Source organism: Acinetobacter tianfuensis, assembly GCF_003611465.1.
Classification (GTDB): Bacteria; Pseudomonadota; Gammaproteobacteria; order Pseudomonadales; family Moraxellaceae; genus Acinetobacter; species Acinetobacter tianfuensis.
Genome location: NZ_RAXV01000015.1, coordinates 57306 through 77978 on the forward strand (window position 1 = coordinate 57306; position 20673 = coordinate 77978).

Sequence of the window (20673 nt, forward strand, 5' to 3'; positions counted from 1 at the left end):
CTAGGGATGAATGCAGTAGCGAAAATTGAAGTAATGGATTGGTCAAAGCGTTCAGCCCACCAGTGGCTTGAGCAATATGGGATTTGGGTTCGGTCTGCAAAATCGGTTGTTTCAGCAAATCCTCTGGCAATGCTGATTGATAAGAATGACACAACAAGAATTAGAGCAAGCAAAGTCTCAATGCCTTGTGAAATAAGTGATGCAGAAGCAGTGCAAGTGAGCCAGCTGCTGGCGAAGATGCATAGCGATAAAAGAGAGTATTTGGCTGAACGAGCTTGGTTCTTAATTCTAAAGTTTGAAAATAACTGGTCCGATCAGACCATCGCAAATACGCACGGGTGTAGCCGAGCAAGAGTTCGTGCAGAGGCTGAGAAAGGTTTGGCGTATTTAGATGGAAAAATCGAGGCCTTAAATGATTGACTTGGCAGCCATGTATGTGTAGATTTAGTGTATGGTGGCAAGTTGTTATGACCTGCACCGATATCAAAGCTCGCAGAAATGTGGGCTTTTTTTATTGTCAGCTGTTTTATCCCTTAATTGGTTTAGAAGTGAGCCCAGCTGGCACCCAAATTTAGGAGATCCACATGCTCCAATTTATAAAATGTATTTTAGGCTTTCATGGATCTATAGAAATCGATCACACGATTGATGATGAAGAAATCAAGGTGTGTCGGGATTGTTTGAAAGAAGTTGAGTAACAAGTTTTTAGAAAACCTTCACATTTGCTTGAATTAATATTGTATTAATTGTGTTATTCGGTAGAATTCCCGCCTAGTTTTTTAAGGTTGGCTTAAGTTGGATGTGGGCTTATGAAGCGTTTATTTTTATCGGCTGTTTTGGGTTTAGGGGTGACTGTTGCTCATGCCTATGTGGATCTTAGTCCGGTAATGAACCACGGCAATGTTTCTACAGCACATGGAGTGAATCGAACTGGGCTATTCCTTCGTTGCAATCTATTGGAAACCGGTGTTGGTGCATGGGGCCGTCAATTCTCTAATGTGATAGGTACTTGGGATTTTGCCCCATATCAAACGCGAGTTTTCACTATACCTAACAATACAAATTATTATAGTTTTTACTGTGTGCCACTTTAAGGGCATTATTCAAAAATCCTTTGCCAGTTTGGCACATAAAAACCCCTCGCATTCTAGATGTTGAGGGGTTTTTCTTTTTCAATTCGGTGGATTTATGGCAGATAAAGTACAAGCGAAGCATGATTTAGAATTTTGTAGTGCTGAGCTGTCAAAGTATCAAAATCTAAGTCGAACCGGATTAACTCGTAATGAGATGCTAGCAATAGATGGCATCATGATTAAACTTAAAGAGCGCATTAAGAATCTACGTGAAGCGCTGTATTCATAGGTAAATAACTATGGCATGTGAAGGTTGTGAACAACGCAGACAAAAACTGAAGGCAATGTATGGCAGCTCAAAAGAATCAATCGCAAACGCAATTGCTCGACTTACTAACCGAGATCGTAAAGCAGAACAATCAAGTGATGCAGCAGAACAGTCAGTTGATCAATCTGCTGCAGATACAAACCCAGCAGAACAGCGAGTTGCTACTGTTGCTCGAGCAAGAACAAGACGAACCAAGTTGCCATGAGTATTTGGATAGTTAGATATGTTTCATAGCTCTAAAGACGGCAAAGGTATCCGTCATGCCTATGTGAATGGCAATCGAATTAAATGTGTTAAATGGGCTAATGAGGAGCAAGGTTTAGTCTGCTTCTATCCACACTATCCATTAACAAAGAAGAGTCGCCGTAAAGGTGAGCTATACACGCGATTATTGCGTGGTGAGGTTAAGGTGGTATTTATTCACGAAGCTACAAATGGATGAATAGTTATGACATGCGAGCACGATTGGTTCGACATCACAGTTGTTGGAGATACGCAAACAACAATTATCTGCCTTGAATGTGGTGAGCGTAAATTTATGCCGTTTGGGACAGAATTATATGAAACTTCCGAGGCTTCAGACAAAACTGCAGGCGATGACACCCAAGCAACCAAGGCTTGAACCCAAAAAGAATTGGGGCAGTGGTCGAGGCGGTAGACCTTGGCGCAGACTGAAACAGAAGATCCACACTCGTGATGAGTGGACATGCCAGTGCTGTGGTCGTGTGACAATGGATCTTGAGTTAGATCACATTAAGAATAAGGCCCAAGGCGGAACGGATGATGAATCCAATCTGCAATCGTTATGTGCGCCGTGTCATAAAGAGAAGACTCAAAAGGAAAGCAGGCTATGAATAATGAAGAACTATTAGAACAACTTGAATCAACTGCAAACTTTATGCGAGGCATGCAGTTTGATCCACGAATCCCAAACGATACCAAGCAAGCACTAATTGAGCGTGCGCAAAACATCGATGCATTAGTTGAAAAGTATTTGGAAAATTAAAGATGGTGGGGGGGAGGTAAAAAGTTCAAAAGGCCAAGCCAGCGGACACCGCCCCCGATCTCATTTATAAAAAAATTTCCCTTTTCAGCAAAAGTTAACTTTTAGAGTTAAGGAATCGCAATGGCTTTAACAGCAAAAATGAAAGCTTTTGCTCAAGCTATTGTTGATGGCATGAGTAAAAAAGACGCAGCAATTTCAGCAGGATACCCTGAAAAATCAGCGATGCAACAAGGCTCAAAGCTTTCCAAAAATCCTGAAATTATTGCGTATATTGACCAATATTCAACAGCCAAAAAGTTAACTTCTGAAAAGAAAAAGTTAACTCCTGAAAAGCCACAGCCTAAACCTACAAATAGTGGCGAAGATGACAACCCTTTGGACGATGAAGATTATGCCAAAGACGATCCTCTGCAATTCTTAATTGATGTCATGAACAATAGCGATGATATGTTGCTGCGATTCAATGCAGCCAAAGCTGCACTTCCATACAAACATGGCAAAGTTGCGGAAAAAGGCAAGAAGGAATCTAAGACGGATGGTGCAAAGCAAACCGCAACAGGTGGCGGTAAATTTGGAACATTGGATTCGCAGTTGAGGAGTTAAAGTTCATATGGGCCCAAAACCAAAAGGCGCTACACATATTTCTAAAACATTTTTTGGCTGGGTATATGCAAGAAATGTAAGAGGAAAGTGGCATATTTACAAAGATGATGCATGGATAGAAGCATTCAGTCAAAACATCGAAGTAAAACCAATTTAATAGCCTCCATCGGGAGGTTTTTTAATGAGCAAAATTTATGTCAGCAATGCTCCCAGAATGGACAACCGCTTGCCCAGACTGGGAGGAGCGTATTGTCGCAAAAAAATCCCTGATGCCATGTGCTCCACTTTTTCCAGAAGTGGCAGACGTAGCAGAGCGGATTTTTAAAGAATTAATTTTGGTCGATGTGATGGGTAGCCCAAAAATGGGCGATGTCACATTACCATGGGTGATTGAATTCGTCCGAGCAATCTTTGGAGCTTACAATCCTGAATCAAAACGCAGATTAATTCGTGAATTTTTCTTACTTATTTCAAAGAAAAACACGAAGTCTACGATTGCAGCAGGCATCATGCTTATTGCATTGATTCTCAATGAGCGCCTATCCGCTGAATTAATCATTCTTGCGCCCACAAAAGAAGTCGCCGACAACTCATTTAACCCGATCCGCGACTTCATTCGAGCTGATGAAGAGCTCAGTGAATTAATTAATATTTCAGAACATACAAAAACGACTACTCACTTGGGTACTGGTGCAGTTCTGAAAGTTATTGCTGCGGAAAGTAATGCTGCTGCGGGTAAGAAAGCTTCAATCATTCTCTTTGATGAGATTTGGTTGTTCGGTAAGAAGGCCCATGCTGAAAGTATGTTTCGTGAAGCAAAAGGTGGTTTGGCATCACGCCCTGAAGGCTGTGTTATCTATCTATCAACAATGTCGGATGAGCAGCCGTGCGGTGTTTTTAAAAGCTTGCTCGATTATGCGCGTGACGTGCGCGACGGCATCAAAGAGGATAAGCAATTTTTACCGCTGATATATGAGTTTCCGAAGCATCTCATTGAAAGTGGCGAACACTTAAAACCCGAAAACTTTTACATCACAAACCCAAATTTAGGTGCATCGGTTGATCTCGAATACTTGGTTTCCGAGTTCAACAAAGTTAAAGATGCCGGCGATGAATCATTACGTGATTTCTTAGCAAAACACTTAAACATTGAGATTGGCCTAAACCTCCGCGCAAACCGTTGGGCTGGCGCTGAATATTGGCTGCAGCAGTCTAAAAATTTCACACTAGAAAAACTTATAAATCAGTCGGATGTCATTACCTGCGGAATTGACGGCGGTGGCTTAGACGATTTGCTTGGCTTTGCAGTGCTTGGTCGCCATGCAAAAAGTCGTAAATGGTGGCTCTGGAACCATGCTTGGTGCAATAAAACTGCTGTCGAAAGGCGCAAGGAAAACGCGCCAAAGTATGCCGACTATGAGAAGGAAAAAAGCCTGACCATTGTTGAGCGTATTGGTGATGACATTGACCAATTGGCAGCGATTGCAAAACAAGTTTTTGACTCAGGAAAGCTCGATAAAGTTGGACTCGATCCATTGGGTCTGGGTGGTCTTTTAGATGGCCTACTTGATGCTGGTATCCCTGAAGACAAGCTCACCGCCGTACCTCAAGGTTTTAAATTGATGGGTTATATCCTCACTACAGAACGAAAACTAGCTGAAGGCAATCTTTACCATGCAGGCCAAGGCTTAATGACTTGGTGTGTTGGTAATGCGCGTGCCGTCGTGAAAGGCAACGGTATGATGATCAGCAAACAGGAATCTGGTGTAGGTAAGATTGATCCCTTGATTGCTACGTTTAACGCCGTGGCTTTGATGAGTATGAATCCTGAACAGGCTGAAAAAGAATACAACGTCTTTTTCATTTAGAAATATGCAATTTATTGACCTCCTTTTTTGGAGGTTTTTTCATTTTGGGAGAAAGCCTCAATGGGAGCTTTATTTAAGAATTTCAGCTCATTTGAAATTAAGAGTTTTGATGAATCTACTCGCACATTTACCGGCACAGCAAGCACCAGTAACCCTGATCGGGTAAAGGACATTATGGTGCCGAGCGGTGTGCAGTTCACTTTGCCAGTACCGCTTCTATTGCACCACGACAGCAAGTTAGTCGTTGGTTACGTAACGAAAATCACTGTTCTTGAAAACACGATCGAAGTTGAATTCTACATTCCTGAAATCAAAGAAGAAGGGAAGCTCAAAGAGCGTGTGGATGAAGCTTTCCAAAGTGTCCAATACAAACTAATTACCGGACTGTCAGTTGGCTTCAATGCTGATTGGGAAAGCGCTGAATTTATTCAAGGTGGCGGTATTAAGTTTAATAAATGGGAACTTATTGAACTGTCACTTGTAACCACACCGTGCAACCGTGAAGCAGGCGTGGATTACGCAAAAGCATTTGAGGAATACAAAGCCGCGTTGGGCGAAAAACCTCAGAAAACCGCAACAGATGGCGATTCATCTGAGCAAAAACACATTGTCGTAAAACTAAATTGCCCAACAAAGGGTGGAGTAAAACTATGAAAGAATATTTAGCAAAATTGCTAAAAGCATTGTCGGAAAAGAACCAAGCAATGCAAACAGCGTTGTCTAAAGCATCTGCGGAAGGCACAACACCAGATGAATCAACAGAAGCTGAAATTCAAGCGATTGAAAAAGACATTGCTGCTCTAAATATAAACATTGAACGCACCAAAAAGCAGATTTCCGCTACTGAAGAAGCTGCTAAAACAGCAACTCCTGTGGCTGGTGAAACTTCTGAGCAAGCAAAAGATACTGCTGAAGGTAAAAAAGAAGTGCCACGCATTCAGGTGGAATCAAACCTGCCTAAAGGTGTTGGTTTTGCACAGTATGCACGTGCAAAGCTTTGCTCACAATTGGCAGCCAAAAACGGCAACTTCATTTCACCAGTAGACATGGCTAAGCAAATGGGCTTTGGTGGTGAAGTTCAGGACTTAGTGACAAAAGCCACACTCGGTACTACAACAGACGTTGGTTTTGCATCTGCATTAGTGCAAGAAAACCGCTTGGTTGGTGAATTTGTTGACATGCTCCGTGCTGCAACTGTATTTGACCAACTTACAGGCTTCCGTAATGTACCGTTCAACTCAAAAATCCCAAGCCAATTAACAGGCGGCACTGCTGCTTGGGTGGGTGAAGGTGCGGCCAAGCCATTAACCAACCCAACCTACGGTGAAGTTGAAATTAAAGAACACAAGCTTGCCGCAATCACGGTTTATACACAAGAATTAATGCGACGTTCTGATCCAGCGGTAGATGTTTTGGTGCGTGATGATCTTATCGAAGCATCAAAAACGCTTATTGATAACACTTTCCTTGATGCGGTGGCTGCATCAACTACGCGCCCAGCAGGTGTTTTAAATGGCGTTGTAGCAACCCCTAACACGGGCACAACTGCGGCAGCATATGAAGCTGACCTATTAGCTCTTATTAATAGCTTTGTGACAGCCAACCTTTCATTGGATGGCTCATATTTCTTAATGTCTGAAACGCGCGCCGCACAAATCAGTTTGTTGCGTGATGCGTTAGGCAATAGCTATTTCACAGGTATGGCGCTTCGCGGCACCCGTACATTAATGGGTATCCCAGTCATCACATCGCAGGCAGTAGGCGACAAGATCATTCTTGTGAAGACTTCTGAAATCCTGCTTGCTCAGGATGGTGGTGTGGATGTGTCTTACTCTGATCAAGCAACCTTGGTTGATGGTGGTACGACTCACCACTTATGGCAAGAAAACAAGTTTGCGGTACGTGTTGAGAAGTTCATCACTTGGGCTAAACGTCGTCCGATTGCTGCGGCATTCTTGGACTACACTCCATCTGGTGGCTAATCCAGGTCGCCAAAAAACAGCTCCTTAATCGGGGCTGTTTTTATATCTAAGCATCGCAATTGTTTAGCTATAGGAACAGTCTATGAAAGTTAAATATTTAAAGGTTATGCACAACGCCAATGTCGGTGATGTGCTTGAAGTAACCGAATTTGAAGCAAATATTTTAATCAAAACAGGTGTTGCTGAGCCATTTAAAGAGGTTAAGTTTCTGCAAAACCTCAACTTCACACCAGTTGTTGATGATTATGGTTCACTGATTGTTTTAGGTGAAAAGCTTAATTTGCCTCCAACTGAGACTGAAGCACCAAAACAAAAACCTACTCGTAAACCAAAAGCAAAATAAGGTAGAACCATGGGCATTTTTGACAGACTTTTCCGAAAAAAATCACTGCAAAGTGTCCATTCAAACCAAGGATGGACTTCTTTATTTGTGCATGAGCCTTATTCTGGTGCTTGGCAAAAGAACGATGAGCTGACTCGTGAAGATTTGGCGGCACATCCAGCAGTTTTCTCGTGCATATCTTTAATCTCCCAAGATATTGGGAAAATGGGTGTTTTGCTTAAAAAGCAGAAAGGCGGAATTTTAGTTGATGCGCCCATTCCTGAGGATCTAGTGGTTCTTAAGCGGCCAAACCATTACCAGAACTGGCAGCAGTTTTTAGAGTTCTGGATGATCTGTCGAAAGCTCCGTGGTAATGCATACGGATTTAAGGTGCGTGATGTATTTGGGCAGGTAGTTAAAATTGTTATTTTAAATCCAGATCAAACAAAACCACTGATTAGTGATGATGGGCAAGTCTTTTACCAGCTTGGGATTGATCGGCTGAATAGCACAGAGTCTGTTGTTGTTCCAGCCTCCGAAATTATCCATGATCGTGAAAACTGTCTCTATCATCCACTGGTTGGTATTCCTGCCATTACTGCTTATGGAATTTCAGCAGGGCTCGGTTTAAACATTCTGAAAAACTCTAAAACCTCTTTTGGAAACATGAGCCGGCCAAGCGGTATTTTGGTTGCTCCTGGTGCTATTTCAGAAGATAAAGCACGTGCCATCGGTGCAGCATGGAATGCAAACTATACCGGCCAAAACATCGGTAAAACTGCGGTACTGGGTGATGATTTGAAATATCAGCCAATCAGCATGACAGCTTCAGACACCCAGACTATTGAGCAGCTAAAAATGTCGAATGAAATTATTTGCTCAGTGTTACATGTGCCAGCCTTTAAGGTGGGCTATGGAACGATTCCAGCAGGGCAGAAGGTTGGTGATTTGAATGAAATCTATTTTTCTGACTGTCTGCAAAGCCCGGTAGAAGCTATTGAAAACCTGCTTGATGATGCATTTGACTTAAAAGCGCGTGGCCTTGAAATATTCCTTGATGTTGATTCTCTGCTCCGCATGGATAAAGAAACAAAAATGGGAATTCAGGAGCGCGGAGTTAAGGCTTCAATCTTTACTCCAAATGAAGCGCGTCAACAGTTCAATTTAGAGCCTTTGGTGGGCGGTGACACGGTTTACATGCAGCAGCAGAACTATTCGTTGGAAGCATTGTCTAAGCGTGACCAGTTGGATGATCCTTTTGGCAAATCTGCACCAAATACGCCTCAAAATACCGAAAATTCAGACCAAAAAGGCCAATATCAAGGCGTTTTTAAGACTGAAAACCAGTATAAATCAGGCCAGTTTGTGACGCATAAAGGCTCGTTATGGCACTGTGAAAAAGACCATTCGGGTGAATTTAGCCATGAAAACTTTAAATTAGCGCAAAAGAAATGGGGTGATGAATGAGTATTGTTGATTTAGACGCCCTTAAAGAGCATTTGCGCTATGACGATGATGCAAACGATACGATGCTGCAAGGTTATTTAGATGCCGCTGATAGTGTTGTTAAAAATTACATCACAGATGAATTTGAGTCTGAATATCCAAAAGCTATCCACCAAGCAATTTTAATGCTTTGTGGGTATTGGGATAAATATCGAAATGCTGAATCAGATGCACCGCTGAACGGTAATTATCTGCCTATGCCAGTGCAAGCCTTGTTATATCCATATCGTAAGCCAACTGCTGTTTAGGAGGTTTTATGACCCAAAACGCTGGCGAACTCCGCCATCGAATCATGGTGCAACACTTTACGTCAGGTCGTGACGAAGATGGCTATCCAATCCCTGAACAGTGGACTGATTACGTTCAGTTATGGGCCAAAGTCACCCATCTTTCAGGCAAGGATTTAATCGCAGCACAAGCAAGTCAATCCAAAGTGATTGCTCGACTGAAGATCCGCTATCGAGAAGATATCGACACGACCATGCGTGTGATTTACAAAGGCAAAACCTACGCTATTGATAGTCAAGCGCTTGAAGATACAAACACAGGTTACGAGTCGGTGACATTCTTGCTTTCAACTATGTGAGGTGCTTATGTCAGCCGATTTTAAACTTGAAGGCATGGATGATTTCATGCGCAATCTTGATGCGCTTAAAGATCGAAAATCTGTAAATCGAAAAGCAAAAAGCGCAGCACGTAAGGCCATGCAGCTAGTACAGATGGCAGCTATGGTCGGCGCTGCGCGGATTAACGATCCAGAGACCAAAGAAAGCATCCAACAAAATATTGCTATCAGAAGTGGTAAAAGCAGGGATTTAAACACCGTAGTGATGCGCGTTGGCGTTTTGGGTGGGGCAAAAAATTATGCCAACACAAAAGACAATGTTCGAAAAGGCCGCGCAGGTAAAGAATATGCTACTGACGGCAGCAGTAAAAACCCCGGAGGAGATACTTTTTATTGGCGTTATATTGAGTTTGGTACATCACGCTTTCCAGCTGTGCCGTTTATGCGACCAGCGCTATCTGAAAATATTGAGCGCGTAACTGCTGAATTTAATAAACACTTTATGAAATCAATTGAGACTGCAATTAAGAAGGGCAAAATCACATGACAGCTCCAATTGCCAAGACGATTAAAGCCGATACATATTTAGCACCAATATTCGGAGATCGAATATTTCTGAGCGTAGCGGATAAATGCACCACAACGCCGTATTTGGTATTTAGCGGTATTGGTTCAGCACCTGAAAACACAATTGATTGCGGTGCGGTTGATGAAAATGACACATATCAAATGGTGATATGGCACACCAATCCCAAAGAAGCTGAAACGTTGCGCCTGAAAGTGCGCACTTTGCTTGAAAAAGCAGGGTTTTATTACAACGGAAAGCATCCCGATAGTATCGATACCGAGACCAAATTGCATGGCCGCGGTTGGGATATGAATTGGTGGTCTGAAACTTAATTTAAATACCTTAAAAAGCAAAAAGCCCGTGACTCGTAATCATGGGCTTTTTTGTGTTCACAACCTTGATGCAGAAGGAAGCAAACCATAAATGAATTTTAACATCGGGGACTGGATAGTGAAAGCACTAGAACTCGTACAGCAACATAAATCGGTAAGAATTTTTTGTTATTGGGTTTTGATGATTATTGCTTTGTTTCCATTAGCAAAAGTCATTGAGGCAACAGCAAAGCTAGTAACAGCGATTCAATAAAACCAATTTTTTACACAGCACCCAATCGGGTGCTTTTTTATTGCCAATAATTGAGGAATAACTCATGCGTATTAAAGTGCAAGGTTCACACCTGTTCTATCATGTGGCAGGTGCCACCACAGTTGAGCGCGTTCAATGTGCTAAAGAATTAGATCTTGGAACTGATTCTGAAGAAGATATCGACGTTACTTGCTTGGATGACGACGAAGATAATTTCGATGCGGGCAAAGTAACTCCTGGTGATGGGTCAATTACAATTGATATGGATGACGAAAATTCATCACATCTCAAATTATTGCAATTATCTAAATCAAAACCTCGTGTGAAACCAACATTTTATTTAGGTTCAAGTGATTCAGATGATCCCCCAACAATTTCTGGAAACACTGTGACGTTACCTGAAACACGTACATGGTGGGTATGGACTGGTTACTTAAAGTTAGCAACACCAACATTCCCTAAAGGCCAGTTTGTCAACTATGCAATCCCTATGAAACGCACTTCAAGTGTTAATGAAACTATCCGCACAATTACCTAAGGGCATTTGATTTATGGCTAAAAAGATTAAGAAAGGCCGAATGGACATTAAAGCCATTGGGCAGGGCCTATTGGTTGGAGAAATTCGCGAAGCCGTTGTGGTGTTTTACCACAACGGGGCCATGGAGTCGGTTGACTTGCGTATTAAGCAACTTCCATTTTCAAAAACTGAAAGCTTACATAGCCGCCTAAATTCAGGCGATAGTGGTGTTGTATCCGATTGGATTTCTCTAGCTTTGGTGGATGAGAGTAACAACCAGCTATTTACTGCTGAACAGGTTGAAAATAACTTTACTCAATCTTTAGCAAATCAGATTTTTAGTGAAGTATCTGGTTTGAAAGGCCTGCAAGAGTATGTTGAAAAATTGGGAAAGGAATCGACAAGCACGAAGAACTCTGGGCCGAGCTAGTTTTAAACGGCATAGGCGGAAAAACCATAGCTGAGGCGAAAAATAACCTCAGCTATGAGGAAGTCATGTTTTGGACTGCGTATCGAAATCTTCGCGGCTCACTTTTCATTGGCCGAAGAATCGAGCAAGGATTTGGGAGCATGACAGCCACCTATTTGGGATCGAAAGGTGTTAAAGATGTAGATCCGCTAGTGTTTATGCCACATGAGGACAAGCCTCAAGAAAAGGTCTATACCGTCGATGAAATAATGATGAGGGGGCTGACCTAGGTTGTCCTTTTATTAGCTGTGTAGATTTTTTGTAAAATAGTGAGTATTTTATCCACTTTACTAGGGGGTATTATGAAAAAAACATTAGCAATCGCAACTTTATCTTTCATTTCATCATTAGCTTTTGCAGACAAACCGCTGCCAATTCAGTACGGCTCACCGGCACCACTTGGTGTTCAAAATGCGCAGAATAACCATGAACCACAATCCATATCCGCGCCCTACCTAAGCAATATCACGTTTAATGCCGGCTATGTTGGCGGCATGCTTGATAAAGAGGATGTTAAGCTTCGATTAAAGGGTTGGGAGCTTGGCGCTACTTATTTTTTAAATGAAAAAGGCGGTCTTTTTGCTAAGTACGAGCAGCAAAAAGATGAATTAAAACTCAAAGAGTTTTCGTTAGGTGGTGTTTACAATTTCTATGATGAGAAAAAAGTTTACATCAATGGTACTGCGGGCTTGGGGTATTCATGGGTTGATGGAAAAGATGAAGATGCTGAGCTCGAGCTTGAGTATCTAACCATTCCTGTTGGTTTAGAGCTCGGCTATAAATTCACACCAAATGTTGCTGCTTATGGTGGCCTTGGTTATAAATGGATGTACAATCAAGACTCTGAGGCTTGCTTGAATGGTGTTTGCTATGATGCGGGAAATCTTAGTGAACTTGATGTGAACGGCACAACATATCGTTTAGGCTTGCGCTACTCATTCCGCTAAGAAGTACAACATAGTAAGGGTGAATTTTAGACCAATGTAAACTCTGATTTTAGAACCAAAACCCTGCTTATGCAGGGTTTTTTATTGCCTGGAGAATAGCATGGCAACTTCATCACTAGGGCGACTAACACTTGAATTGGCGGTAAAGCTAGGAGCTTATGAAGATGGCTTAAGTAAAGCCGAACGTAAGACCAAGCAAAGCGCCGAGAACATGAAAAAAGCCTTTTCAGGATTTAAGGAGCAAATCACAGACGTACTTGGTGGCACACAAATAGGCTCAGTCATTGATGGATTTAATTCCAAAATTGGGTCTATTAGAGGGAATGTACTGGTTGCAGGTGCAGCAGTTGCAGGCATGGCTGCTGGTGGTGTAGTGATCGGGGCCGCTGCTTTAGCTAAAATGGCGATTGAAACAGCCAAGGCTGATGCACAACTTCAAATGCTGGCCGATCGCGCCAACACATCCGTTCAAAACTTTCAAATTTTAGAGCATGTTGCGTTGGGTTTTGGGGTTTCGCAAGATCAACTCGGATCAATACTTGCTGATGTGCAAGAAAAACTCGGTGAATTTAGCGCAACCGAAGGCGGTGGCGCAGCCGACTTTTTTGATGCATTAAAAAACAACACCAAAATGACTGAAGATCAAATCCGTTCATTTTCGAAAACGCTCCAAGGAAAGGACGGTGTTGAAGCTATTCAGCTGCTGAATGACAAAATGGACGAACTTGGCGTGACAAGCCAAGAACGACGATTTGTGTTTGAAAGTCTTGCATCTGACCTTGGAAACCTCGCCCCGTTATTCGCTCAAAACGGGAAAATGTTAGATGAGTTTGGTGAAGCTTTAGAAGATGCAGGGGTTCTTAAAACACAAGAGGCTATGGAGCAGTCACGGCTATTGGCAGCCCAGACCCAAGCTTTAGATTTACAGTTTCAAGGAATGAAAAACCAGTTGGTTAGCGCAGTGATGCCTGCTGTATCCAATCTTATGAGCTTATTTGTAGACACAACAAATTCAGCGGTTGGTTTGGATAGTGGTGTATCTGTTGTCAGCATTGGTATGAATGCATTTGCTGGCGTTGTGGTGACGGCTACAGGTGTATTAAAAACTTTGTTTGTCATAGCACGCGAATCCATGGTCGGCCTAATTAATACAGGTATGACACTGTACAATGTGGTAACTGCTGGTTCGTTTAGCGGTGCTGTGGATGCTCTAAAAACTGGCGCTAGCGTTGTTAAGCAATCGTGGTCAACTGTCGCAGACACCGCTATTGAAAGTACCAAAAAATCTATAGATGCTTTTTCTGGAAATGCAGGAGCTCAAAGCAAACTGACTCAAGCAATTTTAAACACCACTGCAGCATCGCAGCAAAGCAGTGCAGGCTTGAAAGTTAATACTAAGCAGGCCGATGAAAATGCCAAGGCAAAAGCTAAGACTGCAAAAGCAACTTCTGCATTAGCTAAAGCTGAAAGTGACTACAACAAAATCCTGCAAGAGCGAGAGCGCATCAAATACGACTATGCTTCCGGCGATGATCAAAAGATGCTTGATTATCAAAAAGAGGTACAGCGCTTGTTGAGCGCTGGCGCAAGTCAGGAATATTTGGCAGTCGCAAAAGAGCGCTATGAGCAAACTAAAAAACTGTCAGACATGCAGTTTGCGTTCGAACTGACAGAGCATCGAATGACGGAGCAGAAAAAACTCGAGTACTCTTTCAATATTAAGCATCAAGAAGTAATGGCGGATGAAAAGCTCACCAAAGAACAGCGTGAGACAAAAATCCAATCACTTGATGAGCTATATAAGATTGAAACTGACAAATTGCGTTTATCTCAATCCAAACAACTTTTAGATGTTCGCAAAAACTGGATGACCGCAGGCGACTACGCCAAAGAATATTACGCATTAGTACGAGAAGAGATTTTCAATACTGCTGAATATTCTCCCGAAATGAAGACTGCTTTAATTCAGCAAGCAAGCGCCCAGCAGAATGCAGAACAAGCAGGAGAGGCTGATTCTACAATAAGCGATTATAAAGATGTTATGGGGTATGAGGATTCTCCATTAATAAGCCAGTTTGAAGTTCTTGATAAGATGCGCAAACTTGATTTGATTAATGAGGAAAAATATCAACAAGATAGGTTGAAACTTCAAGCCATATCCACTGCAAGCTATATGGAGGGAATGCTCGGTGGGTTTGCTAGCTTAGTTGATGAAAACTCTAAAACTTACGCAGTGCTATTTGCGGCACAAAAGGCATTTGCTGTGGCGCAGGCAATGCTAAATATTCCAGCAGCATACTCAAAAGCTTATGACGCCGTAGTTGGGACACCTTACATCGGACCTTATATTGCACCGGTTGTTGGTGCGGCAGCTGCTGCATTACAGGTGGCTCAAGCTGCACAAATTAAGGGTGTAAACTTAACTGGTATGGCCCATGATGGTATAGATAATATTCCGAAAGAGGGTACTTGGCTGCTGGACGGTGGTGAGCGTGTGTTGAATCCACAGCAAAATAAGGATTTAACAAATTATTTGTCACAAGCGCAGCAGTCTAACAGCTCAACATCTACCCCACAGCACTTGCAAATCAACAATATTCTAGATCCATCTATTGTTGGTGATTTTATGGGGACAACTGCTGGAACCAAAACATTCATGAATTTCATTAAGAATAATCGAACATCATTGAAGGCGATTCTTGCATGATCATAAGCACTGAAAAATTCGGTGATGTCATTCTATTGACTACACCGATGCTGATTGATGCGACAGAAACATTGGCCTTTAAAACAGATGTTTTTGAAGCAAAAAACGGCACAGAACAGCGGACTCCGCTAAAAGACAAAGCTCGGCAAACGCTGAGCTTTTCTTCTATTGCGCTGCATGACGAAGTTTCTCAAAACTTCAATGTGCAATGGGGTGGCATTCGCAAGCTGTGGGCAGTACCACTGGCACAGGAGTCGCAATATGTCAGTGCTGTTGATGGTGATTTCATTGACTGCCGTACGGATATATTTTCTTTCTACGCGGGCGGTCTCGCATTACTTAAAAGTGACACTGTTTTTCAACTTGTTGAAGTGCTTGAAGTTCAATCCAATGGCCTGCTGATTTCCGAATCAGCAACAATGGCAAAAGCAAAGCTTTACCCCGTGCGTGTGTGTTTTATCAGTGGTGATATTTCAAGGCAGGTCAGCAATTTTTATGCACGCTCAAATTTCACATTTGTTGTATTAGATGAGCCAGAAGTTCAGGAAAGTGTGCCAGTACAGTTTCTTGGAAATGACTTGGATAAGTTTTGTCTGATGTTGAACGGTGGAAGCCTTGAAACGACGATTTCGCAGAATCAAGTGATTGTTGATTCAGAAATTGGGCAGATTTATCAGGGCTCAGACTGGAACCATGCGCGCTACGGCAAGCAATATCGCACAGTTTTAAAAGGGCCCGAACAGTTGTATGCATATCGACAGTTTTTGTTTCGTCGGCAGGGACGATTCAGGCCGTTTTGGTTACCGACTTATGAGCGCAATATGCGCTGTAAAAGCACTGGTCTGATTTCATCTGTAATGCTGATAGAGCATGATCAGCATAAACAGCTGGCGGATCAGCGGAAGCATATTGCAATTAAAAGCGATGGTACTTGGACTGCACACACGGTCACAGCATCAGCGCCAGTCGCAGGAAACTCAATACAGATCACAATCACGCCGGCATTGAATAAAAATGCCAGCGCTATTGAGCGGATATCGTATCTTGGCCTGCATCGTCTTGATGCGGACTCGATTGATATTCACTTTCACGGTGCGGGCATTGCTGAAGTATCAGTGCCGATTTTAGAAATAGGAGTCTGATATGGGAGTACGCACATTTTTTCGAAATATGTTCGACTCAGCAACACGTCGTGAGCTGTACGAGTTCACTCGCGGTACAGAAAAGTTTTACTACACGTCTGGCGATGCAGAAGTTGAATTGAGTGATGTAGTGTATGAGCAAATTACAATCTCACGTAGTGAAATCAAAAATAGCAGTGATCTTGAAAAAGATCCGCTTGAAATCACATTTGCACGCGATTCTAAGTTTGCGCAAGATTGTCTGCGCTCAGCACTTGAAGAAAACGTATATGTAAAAGTGATTAAACTTCAGCACGGCCAGCAATCGATTTTTTGGCAAGGCCGTGTTGTATCTGTGAAGCCTTCGGGTGCAAGTATCATTCTGAAATGCGAAACGAATTACACAAAGCTGGGTAGAGCTGGTGCACGTCTTAAATTTCAGCGCACGTGTTGTCATGATTTGTACGGCAATGGCTGTCGTCTCAATAAATCTGACTGGGGTGTGCAGACAACAATTAAATCGGTTAATGCCAATGCGATTGAATTGCGTGATCTAAGCTTTGATGATAATTACTTCCGCCTTGGCATGCTTCAAAGCGCATTTGGTGTCAGTGTCGGTATTGAATCAAGCGCAGGTAATACAGTGAATATCATCCGCCGGCTAGACTCGCTTGCTGATCAAATCACAAGTGATGCTGATTTGTTGGCGTATCAAACTGCAGAAGCGGAACTTGAGCAAGCCATCGCAGTGCGTGATGGATTGGATGCAGATGATCCTGATTATGAACAGGACTTTGCTGATGCGCAGGCTCTGGTAGAACTAAAGCAGGAAGCATTCAATATTGCTTCGGAATCCGTATTTTTTGTTGCGGCATATCCAGGCTGTATGAAGTCACTTACTGCATGCAGTCGGTTTAATAATACGGAAAATCATTTGGGATTTGCATATATGCCCGAAGACAATCCATCTACTACGAGGAACGCATAAATGTGGGCAGTCGTAGCAATTGTGATATCGCTTGCATCATTCTTTCTGCAACCAAAGATGAAGACCACAACACCAAGTCCCGGGGAGCAGGAAGGCACGAAGGCGGATGAGGGTGGCTCAATTTGTGTGATTTTTGGCACGTGTGATGTATCGCCAAACTTCACAGCATTTAAAGCAGAAGCGCCTGAAGCAATTCAAAAATAAAGGTATCTGAAATGGAAGATCAAAACAGCCCGCAAATCGCGGGCTTTATTTTTGTCCGTCATATCCGCGCATGCGGGATGTGTACGCTGGGTGCAAAGCGGTTCTTTATGAATTATGGGCTGTCCAGTGCGGAAGTGCAGGAATTTTATAAAAACGGAATGTCGGTCGAAAAATTTAATGAGTTATTCGGACACGATCCAATGGCACAACAAGTGATCCGGAAGGCACAAGATGAAGAAAAAGAAATCAACGGTCGGCTATAAGTACAGAGCCAGTGCGCATGCAGTCTTGTGTCATGGCCCTGTGGACTCAATTACAAAGATATCTTTTCAAGACAAAGATGCGTATTTGAATGAAGAATCTGAAAATAAAACTATCACTGTTGATAAGCCGGCATTATTTGGCGGTGATGAGCAGGCAGGTGGAGTACAGGGCAAAATTGAACTGCATTTTGGTGCATACAGTCAGCCAAAAAGCACAAAATTGGAGGAGATCTGCAGTTCTATTTCAGATGCTTTTAATGGCTTGATTTCTGCTTACCGCGGTGTTGTTTCAGTGGTTTTTGATGGCTTTTATTACGGAACATCACCGCAATTTCCTGAATCAACTTGGCGTGTAAAACGCATTCATACGCGACACGATGGTCAAGTGCAGTGGTATGACGAAAAAGCTGAAATTAACTCGAATTATTTTGCGGGCAGTATTAGCTCTCAATACAAATATTTTGTTAAAGATGGATTTACTTCACTATCACAGCTGGCAGAATATTCGCATATAGATTTCAATGATGAGAATTGGGGTATTAGCCAAGGACCCTTTGGCTATGTTTCAGGATCAGGGTTGCCTGCGCCAAATACTATTGTTGGGCCGGGAATTGGTCGCGCTATCATGATTCGGGAATACTTAAATATTGGTTCACCTGAATTGGTTGGCAACTTAACAGTAAAAATGCGGCACGATGATGGTGGTGTATTATATTTAAATGGGGAAAATATACCGCTGTCTGTTGATGATTATTACAACTCAACAGCAACAATAAGTGTTGCAAAGTTGAAGTCGGGTGTGAATGTTCTATTTGCAGCAGCAATCGACGGAGTGCCATCTGGCAGCGCTGCCGGCATATATCTTAATCTGAGCTATGAGACTGAAAATAAAGGCTCAATAGAAGCAGATATCAACCCAGCTCACATAATTCGTGAATGCTTAACAAATCCAGTTTGGGGTATTGGGGTTGTTGATGCTGACATTGATGATATGTCATTCAGGAAGTCAGCGGATACGCTTTATACAGAAAAAATGGGCATGTCGATCAAGTGGGATGATTCAACTTCGATTGAAGAATTCATCGACATTATCAAGACCCACATTAATGCTGAGCTGTATTTTGATAAGTCAGATACAAAGTGGAAGCTATATTTAATTCGGGCTGACTACAATGTTGATGACTTAGATCATTTAAATGAAAGCCATGTGCAGAATTTAGAGTTTGAAAGACGTACGCTAGCTGAATGCATCAACTCAGTCACACTGACGTACTGGGATCGTGAGCGTTCAAAAGATTCAACAGTGACCGTTCAAGACATTGCCCGCATTGCTCAGCAGGGCGGTGTTGTGTCTAAGAGTGTTGACTACAAAGGCTTTACAAATAGTGAGCTTGCAAGCCGTATCGCGTATCGCGAACTGCAAACATTATCTGCAAATCTAGCCAGCGTTTCTTTTGAAGTTGCTGAAAATCAGATACAAAACTGGCATCTCGGCAAGCCATTTAAGCTCTCAGATGAGAGTTACGGCTTGAGCGGCGCAATATTTCGAGTCAAAGAAATTCGCTATGGTGATGGCATTAATAACACTGTTTCAATAGATGCCGTTGAAGATTCATTTAGCAGCCCAATGCAGGCTGTTGTTGAGTATGTGCCGCCGATCAAGACAAGCTATGACGCCAAAGATGCGACCGCAATTGCATTTGAAGTTCCATACATCGAGCTTGTTGAGCAGTATGGTCAGGATGAAATTGACGCAAAACTCGAAAAAAATCCAGATCTGAGCTTTGTTGGCATGGCAGCAATCAGGCCAAGCAATTCACATATCAACGCTGCATTATTCAGTGATGCCGGCGCCGGCTATGATGAGGTGTCAAGTCTTGATTTTTGCCCGGCGGCTGAACTGAAAAATGCTATTTCATATACAGATTCAGCGCTGCATCTTCAGAATGTACGTGAGTTTAATTTGATTTCTGCCAGCAACCGCCTGCAAATCGGCAATGAACTCATGAGTGTTGTGAGTTATGACGCGGCAGCAAAAACACTGACTGTAAAACGCGGTGTGTCAGATACTGTACCAGCGCAACATATAGCAGGACGGATTCTATATGTTTGGGATAATCGCTCAGGTTTAGATAGCACAGAGTATTTAAGCGGTGAATCGGTATTGCTTAAAGCTTTGACGCAGACTAGTGCTGATCAGTTGAGCATTGCAGAAGCAACTGCGCATACAGTTACATGCGCTGCACGCGCGATTCGTCCGTATCCGCCGGCAAATGTCAAAATTAATGGTGAATACTACCCCGCTGAAATTGAAACCGACTTGATTCTGACGTGGGTTGATCGCAACCGCTTGCAGCAAACAGGCGGCGAACCGCTTAGCTGGTTTGACGCTAGTGTTGCAATTGAGCCCAACACTCAAACGCATTTAATTCTGACACAGCTTGATGAAAACAATCTTGAACTTGCCACAACAAATGCAAATGTAAGCGGCACTGCGAGTTACACAATGCCGATTTCATTAATGCAGGCTGATGCACGTTTTGTAGAAATTATCTTAAAAACTGTGCGCGATGGTTATGAATGCTTAAATCCTTTTGTTCACACAGTTGAATTATCTCAATTCTTCAGCGCACCGTACGACTTAACAGTTGAGTTTAGAAATGACTAACAGATTAGAGTGGGAGTGGAAACTAGATGGTTTTGTGGATGAGCAGCGCTATTACTGCTCTGAATTTCCTATTGATCCTGAAAATTTACCATCTCCGAAAGCAGTATTGAGCGGGGACGCTAGAACCCACACTGACACTGATATCGAGGTTGGAAAGACATATTACGGTCGATTTAGCTCTGTAAAAAATGGAACTGAAAAATTAAGTGATGAAAAAGCAGTAACAACGGAAAAGCTGCTTGTTTTTATGCCACTGACAGCAGGAATTGAGGATTTTGGTTCACTTGGTTTAAATTGGTCGAAGCAGGGAAGTATTACACACTCATCTGATGGCGCATATTTCAATGATGATGCTGCGAGCTGGATTAAGCAAATAACTCATG

28 protein-coding genes and 1 pseudogene are annotated in these 20673 nt (G+C 42.6%); all 29 read left to right on the forward strand.

Annotation, left to right across the window (positions count from 1 at the left end; all coding sequences use genetic code 11):
* Positions 1 to 6 precede the first annotated feature (6 nt).
* The gene (locus D7V32_RS08430; protein ID WP_120402444.1) at positions 7 to 420 is read left to right on the forward strand and encodes an antiterminator Q family protein; all 414 of its coding nucleotides are present in this window, start codon (positions 7 to 9) and stop codon (positions 418 to 420) included.
* A gap of 389 nt (positions 421 to 809) precedes the next feature.
* Positions 810 to 1094, forward strand: coding sequence for a hypothetical protein (locus D7V32_RS17140; RefSeq protein WP_147394213.1), 285 nt, complete (start codon positions 810 to 812; stop codon positions 1092 to 1094).
* A gap of 94 nt (positions 1095 to 1188) precedes the next feature.
* Positions 1189 to 1362, forward strand: a complete 174-nt coding sequence (locus D7V32_RS17260; RefSeq protein WP_171407617.1) for a hypothetical protein — start codon at positions 1189 to 1191, stop codon at positions 1360 to 1362.
* 10 nt (positions 1363 to 1372) lie between these two features.
* Entirely contained in the window at positions 1373 to 1606 is a 234-nt protein-coding gene (locus D7V32_RS08435; protein ID WP_120402445.1) for a hypothetical protein, read from the forward strand.
* A 243-nt stretch (positions 1607 to 1849) separates the two neighbouring features.
* Complete coding sequence (locus D7V32_RS17265; RefSeq protein ID WP_171407615.1) at positions 1850 to 2023, forward strand: hypothetical protein; 174 nt, start codon at positions 1850 to 1852, stop codon at positions 2021 to 2023.
* The gene (locus D7V32_RS08445) at positions 1962 to 2255 is read left to right on the forward strand and encodes an HNH endonuclease (protein WP_120402447.1); all 294 of its coding nucleotides are present in this window, start codon (positions 1962 to 1964) and stop codon (positions 2253 to 2255) included. The genes D7V32_RS17265 and D7V32_RS08445 overlap by 62 nt, the downstream gene beginning before the upstream one ends.
* Positions 2252 to 2407 carry a hypothetical protein gene (locus tag D7V32_RS17270; protein WP_171407618.1) on the forward strand — a complete coding sequence of 52 codons (156 nt, stop codon included), beginning with the start codon at positions 2252 to 2254 and terminating at the stop codon, positions 2405 to 2407. Before D7V32_RS08445 ends, D7V32_RS17270 begins: the two co-directional genes overlap by 4 nt.
* 120 nt (positions 2408 to 2527) lie before the next feature.
* Complete coding sequence (locus D7V32_RS08450; RefSeq protein ID WP_120402448.1) at positions 2528 to 3010, forward strand: terminase small subunit; 483 nt, start codon at positions 2528 to 2530, stop codon at positions 3008 to 3010.
* Between the two features lie 7 nt (positions 3011 to 3017).
* Positions 3018 to 3167 (forward strand): hypothetical protein, encoded by a 150-nt coding sequence (locus D7V32_RS17275; protein ID WP_171407619.1) that lies wholly within the window; start codon positions 3018 to 3020, stop codon positions 3165 to 3167.
* Between the two features lie 37 nt (positions 3168 to 3204).
* Positions 3205 to 4878: a terminase large subunit gene (locus D7V32_RS08455; RefSeq protein ID WP_120402449.1), complete on the forward strand. Its 1674-nt coding sequence runs from the start codon at positions 3205 to 3207 to the stop codon at positions 4876 to 4878.
* A 60-nt stretch (positions 4879 to 4938) separates the two neighbouring features.
* A complete protein-coding gene (locus tag D7V32_RS08460) occupies positions 4939 to 5532 on the forward strand; it encodes an HK97 family phage prohead protease (RefSeq protein WP_120402450.1) in 594 nt (197 codons plus the stop codon).
* Positions 5529 to 6860: a phage major capsid protein gene (locus D7V32_RS08465; RefSeq protein WP_120402451.1), complete on the forward strand. Its 1332-nt coding sequence runs from the start codon at positions 5529 to 5531 to the stop codon at positions 6858 to 6860. Before D7V32_RS08460 ends, D7V32_RS08465 begins: the two co-directional genes overlap by 4 nt.
* Before the next feature lie 82 nt (positions 6861 to 6942).
* The gene (locus tag D7V32_RS08470; RefSeq protein WP_120402452.1) at positions 6943 to 7203 is read left to right on the forward strand and encodes a hypothetical protein; all 261 of its coding nucleotides are present in this window, start codon (positions 6943 to 6945) and stop codon (positions 7201 to 7203) included.
* Between the two features lie 9 nt (positions 7204 to 7212).
* The gene (locus D7V32_RS08475; protein ID WP_120402453.1) at positions 7213 to 8649 is read left to right on the forward strand and encodes a phage portal protein; all 1437 of its coding nucleotides are present in this window, start codon (positions 7213 to 7215) and stop codon (positions 8647 to 8649) included.
* Positions 8646 to 8936: a head-tail connector protein gene (locus D7V32_RS08480; RefSeq protein ID WP_120402454.1), complete on the forward strand. Its 291-nt coding sequence runs from the start codon at positions 8646 to 8648 to the stop codon at positions 8934 to 8936. The genes D7V32_RS08475 and D7V32_RS08480 overlap by 4 nt, the downstream gene beginning before the upstream one ends.
* 8 nt (positions 8937 to 8944) lie before the next feature.
* Positions 8945 to 9274, forward strand: a complete 330-nt coding sequence (locus D7V32_RS08485; protein ID WP_120402455.1) for a phage head closure protein — start codon at positions 8945 to 8947, stop codon at positions 9272 to 9274.
* Positions 9275 to 9308: 34 nt separating this feature from the next.
* The gene (locus D7V32_RS08490; RefSeq protein WP_228200189.1) at positions 9309 to 9800 is read left to right on the forward strand and encodes an HK97-gp10 family putative phage morphogenesis protein; all 492 of its coding nucleotides are present in this window, start codon (positions 9309 to 9311) and stop codon (positions 9798 to 9800) included.
* Positions 9797 to 10153 (forward strand): tail completion protein gp17, encoded by a 357-nt coding sequence (gp17, locus tag D7V32_RS08495; protein ID WP_120402457.1) that lies wholly within the window; start codon positions 9797 to 9799, stop codon positions 10151 to 10153. Before D7V32_RS08490 ends, gp17 begins: the two co-directional genes overlap by 4 nt.
* A 317-nt stretch (positions 10154 to 10470) precedes the next feature.
* Positions 10471 to 10944, forward strand: coding sequence for a phage tail tube protein (locus D7V32_RS08500; RefSeq protein WP_120402458.1), 474 nt, complete (start codon positions 10471 to 10473; stop codon positions 10942 to 10944).
* A gap of 13 nt (positions 10945 to 10957) precedes the next feature.
* Positions 10958 to 11353 (forward strand): phage tail assembly chaperone family protein, TAC, encoded by a 396-nt coding sequence (locus D7V32_RS08505; protein WP_120402459.1) that lies wholly within the window; start codon positions 10958 to 10960, stop codon positions 11351 to 11353.
* A gap of 26 nt (positions 11354 to 11379) precedes the next feature.
* Positions 11380 to 11622, forward strand: a complete 243-nt coding sequence (locus tag D7V32_RS17875) for a phage tail assembly protein T (protein WP_456049261.1) — start codon at positions 11380 to 11382, stop codon at positions 11620 to 11622.
* Between the two features lie 72 nt (positions 11623 to 11694).
* Positions 11695 to 12339 (forward strand): porin family protein, encoded by a 645-nt coding sequence (locus D7V32_RS08515; RefSeq protein ID WP_120402461.1) that lies wholly within the window; start codon positions 11695 to 11697, stop codon positions 12337 to 12339.
* Positions 12340 to 12439: 100 nt separating this feature from the next.
* Positions 12440 to 15046: a hypothetical protein gene (locus D7V32_RS08520; protein WP_120402462.1), complete on the forward strand. Its 2607-nt coding sequence runs from the start codon at positions 12440 to 12442 to the stop codon at positions 15044 to 15046.
* A complete protein-coding gene (locus D7V32_RS08525) occupies positions 15043 to 16188 on the forward strand; it encodes a hypothetical protein (RefSeq protein WP_120402463.1) in 1146 nt (381 codons plus the stop codon). Before D7V32_RS08520 ends, D7V32_RS08525 begins: the two co-directional genes overlap by 4 nt.
* 1 nt (position 16189) lies before the next feature.
* Positions 16190 to 17155, forward strand: coding sequence for a baseplate hub domain-containing protein (locus tag D7V32_RS08530; RefSeq protein ID WP_120402464.1), 966 nt, complete (start codon positions 16190 to 16192; stop codon positions 17153 to 17155).
* A complete protein-coding gene (locus D7V32_RS08535) occupies positions 17156 to 17359 on the forward strand; it encodes a hypothetical protein (protein WP_120402465.1) in 204 nt (67 codons plus the stop codon).
* Positions 17360 to 17370: 11 nt separating this feature from the next.
* Entirely contained in the window at positions 17371 to 17622 is a 252-nt protein-coding gene (locus tag D7V32_RS08540; RefSeq protein WP_120402466.1) for a hypothetical protein, read from the forward strand.
* Entirely contained in the window at positions 17591 to 20290 is a 2700-nt protein-coding gene (locus tag D7V32_RS08545; protein WP_120402467.1) for a phage tail protein, read from the forward strand. Before D7V32_RS08540 ends, D7V32_RS08545 begins: the two co-directional genes overlap by 32 nt.
* Positions 20283 to 20673: pseudogene (locus tag D7V32_RS08550) on the forward strand (hypothetical protein); the annotation flags it as partial. The gene D7V32_RS08545 and the pseudogene D7V32_RS08550, both read left to right, overlap by 8 nt.

What these genes read in the sequence shown, in the direction of transcription:
- D7V32_RS08430 (WP_120402444.1), top strand. Translation starts at nt 7, where the DNA reads ATGAATGCAGTAGCGAAAATTGAAGTAATGGATTGGTCAAAGCGTTCA.
- D7V32_RS17140 (WP_147394213.1), top strand. Translation starts at nt 810, where the DNA reads ATGAAGCGTTTATTTTTATCGGCTGTTTTGGGTTTAGGGGTGACTGTT.
- D7V32_RS17260 (WP_171407617.1), top strand. Translation starts at nt 1,189, where the DNA reads ATGGCAGATAAAGTACAAGCGAAGCATGATTTAGAATTTTGTAGTGCT.
- D7V32_RS08435 (WP_120402445.1), top strand. Translation starts at nt 1,373, where the DNA reads ATGGCATGTGAAGGTTGTGAACAACGCAGACAAAAACTGAAGGCAATG.
- D7V32_RS17265 (WP_171407615.1), top strand. Translation starts at nt 1,850, where the DNA reads ATGACATGCGAGCACGATTGGTTCGACATCACAGTTGTTGGAGATACG.
- D7V32_RS08445 (WP_120402447.1), top strand. Translation starts at nt 1,962, where the DNA reads ATGAAACTTCCGAGGCTTCAGACAAAACTGCAGGCGATGACACCCAAG.
- D7V32_RS17270 (WP_171407618.1), top strand. Translation starts at nt 2,252, where the DNA reads ATGAATAATGAAGAACTATTAGAACAACTTGAATCAACTGCAAACTTT.
- D7V32_RS08450 (WP_120402448.1), top strand. Translation starts at nt 2,528, where the DNA reads ATGGCTTTAACAGCAAAAATGAAAGCTTTTGCTCAAGCTATTGTTGAT.
- D7V32_RS17275 (WP_171407619.1), top strand. Translation starts at nt 3,018, where the DNA reads ATGGGCCCAAAACCAAAAGGCGCTACACATATTTCTAAAACATTTTTT.
- D7V32_RS08455 (WP_120402449.1), top strand. Translation starts at nt 3,205, where the DNA reads ATGTCAGCAATGCTCCCAGAATGGACAACCGCTTGCCCAGACTGGGAG.
- D7V32_RS08460 (WP_120402450.1), top strand. Translation starts at nt 4,939, where the DNA reads ATGGGAGCTTTATTTAAGAATTTCAGCTCATTTGAAATTAAGAGTTTT.
- D7V32_RS08465 (WP_120402451.1), top strand. Translation starts at nt 5,529, where the DNA reads ATGAAAGAATATTTAGCAAAATTGCTAAAAGCATTGTCGGAAAAGAAC.
- D7V32_RS08470 (WP_120402452.1), top strand. Translation starts at nt 6,943, where the DNA reads ATGAAAGTTAAATATTTAAAGGTTATGCACAACGCCAATGTCGGTGAT.
- D7V32_RS08475 (WP_120402453.1), top strand. Translation starts at nt 7,213, where the DNA reads ATGGGCATTTTTGACAGACTTTTCCGAAAAAAATCACTGCAAAGTGTC.
- D7V32_RS08480 (WP_120402454.1), top strand. Translation starts at nt 8,646, where the DNA reads ATGAGTATTGTTGATTTAGACGCCCTTAAAGAGCATTTGCGCTATGAC.
- D7V32_RS08485 (WP_120402455.1), top strand. Translation starts at nt 8,945, where the DNA reads ATGACCCAAAACGCTGGCGAACTCCGCCATCGAATCATGGTGCAACAC.
- D7V32_RS08490 (WP_228200189.1), top strand. Translation starts at nt 9,309, where the DNA reads ATGGATGATTTCATGCGCAATCTTGATGCGCTTAAAGATCGAAAATCT.
- gp17 (WP_120402457.1), top strand. Translation starts at nt 9,797, where the DNA reads ATGACAGCTCCAATTGCCAAGACGATTAAAGCCGATACATATTTAGCA.
- D7V32_RS08500 (WP_120402458.1), top strand. Translation starts at nt 10,471, where the DNA reads ATGCGTATTAAAGTGCAAGGTTCACACCTGTTCTATCATGTGGCAGGT.
- D7V32_RS08505 (WP_120402459.1), top strand. Translation starts at nt 10,958, where the DNA reads ATGGCTAAAAAGATTAAGAAAGGCCGAATGGACATTAAAGCCATTGGG.
- D7V32_RS08515 (WP_120402461.1), top strand. Translation starts at nt 11,695, where the DNA reads ATGAAAAAAACATTAGCAATCGCAACTTTATCTTTCATTTCATCATTA.
- D7V32_RS08520 (WP_120402462.1), top strand. Translation starts at nt 12,440, where the DNA reads ATGGCAACTTCATCACTAGGGCGACTAACACTTGAATTGGCGGTAAAG.
- D7V32_RS08525 (WP_120402463.1), top strand. Translation starts at nt 15,043, where the DNA reads ATGATCATAAGCACTGAAAAATTCGGTGATGTCATTCTATTGACTACA.
- D7V32_RS08530 (WP_120402464.1), top strand. Translation starts at nt 16,190, where the DNA reads ATGGGAGTACGCACATTTTTTCGAAATATGTTCGACTCAGCAACACGT.
- D7V32_RS08535 (WP_120402465.1), top strand. Translation starts at nt 17,156, where the DNA reads ATGTGGGCAGTCGTAGCAATTGTGATATCGCTTGCATCATTCTTTCTG.
- D7V32_RS08540 (WP_120402466.1), top strand. Translation starts at nt 17,371, where the DNA reads ATGGAAGATCAAAACAGCCCGCAAATCGCGGGCTTTATTTTTGTCCGT.
- D7V32_RS08545 (WP_120402467.1), top strand. Translation starts at nt 17,591, where the DNA reads ATGAAGAAAAAGAAATCAACGGTCGGCTATAAGTACAGAGCCAGTGCG.